The 272-nt window shown below is 53.3% G+C and carries 1 pseudogene; it reads right to left on the minus strand.

The annotated features are described in order from the left end of the window. Positions 1 to 192 (minus strand): annotated as a pseudogene (locus tag O4G76_RS20515) (hypothetical protein); the annotation flags it as partial. Positions 193 to 272 lie beyond the last annotated feature (80 nt).

A 272-nucleotide genomic window follows, 5' to 3' on the forward strand; every position in this document is an offset into this window, starting at 1 on the left:
GACCAGCCATATGCTGAGAACCCGAACCCCATGCGGCAGATACGCCAAACTGGCGAGGACAGAAACATCATCGAGAAAGAAACGCTGCGCAGGGGCAATCACCCAGATCGTGATGCCATGACATATGATATACGTCAGAGCGATCATCACAAAGCCACCCACGCCGGGTGAAAAACGATCAGCTGCTCTCATACGCAAGCATTAGACGCGAAAGAGCGACAAGGCAATTCATCTCGCGCCAGACCTGTTGGAAACCGGTCTCAACGTGACGT

This window comes from Limimaricola sp. G21655-S1 (genome assembly GCF_027213785.1).
Lineage (GTDB): Bacteria > Pseudomonadota > Alphaproteobacteria > Rhodobacterales > Rhodobacteraceae > Limimaricola.